The organism is Vibrio sp. 03_296 (assembly GCF_002265885.1).
This window is the reverse complement of the sequence record NZ_NPKW01000962.1, coordinates 1-1,091: the sequence shown is the minus strand read 5'-3', so window position 1 is coordinate 1,091 and position 1,091 is coordinate 1. Positions and strand designations below refer to the sequence as shown.

General features: G+C 45.2%; 1 protein-coding gene and 1 pseudogene. One reads left to right on the top strand and one right to left on the bottom strand.

Translation table 11 applies throughout. From position 1 onward, the window contains the following. Window positions 1-516, bottom strand: a 516-nt coding sequence (locus tag CIK04_RS29175) for an IMP dehydrogenase (RefSeq protein WP_128824751.1), incomplete at its 3' end; no start/stop codon positions are given. A gap of 232 nt (window positions 517-748) precedes the next feature. On the opposite strand from CIK04_RS29175, the pseudogene CIK04_RS29170 reads away from it, so the two are divergent. Then, window positions 749-1,091: pseudogene (locus tag CIK04_RS29170) on the top strand (exodeoxyribonuclease VII large subunit); the annotation flags it as partial.

Here is a 1,091-nt window from a genome sequence, read left to right as displayed (position 1 = left end):
CACTTCAGCGCGAGTTGCACCTTCTTTTACGGCAGCCAAGTTTTCTTTTGGCGTCATGACAGAAGAGACTTTCTTAGACAGATCCGTCACAAAACGTACGTCACGACCAGTGATGATACCCACTAGCTCATTGCTTTCGGTAACCACAGGGAAACCAGCAAAGCCGTGCTTGTCGGTCAGCGCAACCACATCCGCGATGGTCGCATCAGGGCTTACAGTGACAGGATCCGTTACGACACCCGCTTCAAACTTCTTCACTTTACGAACTTCAGCAGCTTGCTGTTCGATAGAACTAATTCTTGTCGAATAAAGCCAACTGCCACCTTCCTGCGCAAGTGCAATAGCGAGACGAGCTTCCGTCACGGTATCCATCGAGGCAGAGATCATAGGAATGTTCAGTGTGATGTTTTTGGTCAACTGAGTGCGAAGATCAGCTGTGTTTGGGAGAACAGTGGAGTGAGCTGGCACGAGTAGTACGTCATCGAATGTCAGCGCTTCTTTGGCAATTCTTAGCATTTGCAATATCTCACAATATGTAGAGGTAAAAAGAACAATCCAATCTCATCGTTTCGCATAATGAGGGCAGCAGGCTTTAAGCAACTTGCTATCATTTGGATTAGATATTGCGGACGGATTATACGGCCAACGCAATCGCTTGACCACAAATTTTTTAATTTTTTCTTGCATTCACCTCTTGCTATGTATTATATTGCGGCTAACTTCCATACCCACGTCTACGGGATTAGCTTTGTCTTCTCTGACCAATCCAAACATCTTCACTGTCTCACGTTTAAATTCTGAAGTTCGTTTATTGCTTGAAAACCAATTAGGCATTGTTTGGTTAGTGGGAGAGATTTCTAACTTCTCTGCGCCGGTTTCTGGCCACTTCGGTATTTCACCCTCAAAGACTCAATGGCTCAAGTTAAATGTGCCATGTTTAAAGGGAATAACCGACCTCGTTTCTTTTAAGTCCAACCAATGGTAATCAAGTTTTAGTCAAAGCACGTCTTTCGTTATACGAGCCACGTGGTGACTATCAGTTGATCATCGAAAGCATGCAGCCAGAGGGCGATGGTCGTCTGCAGCAGCAA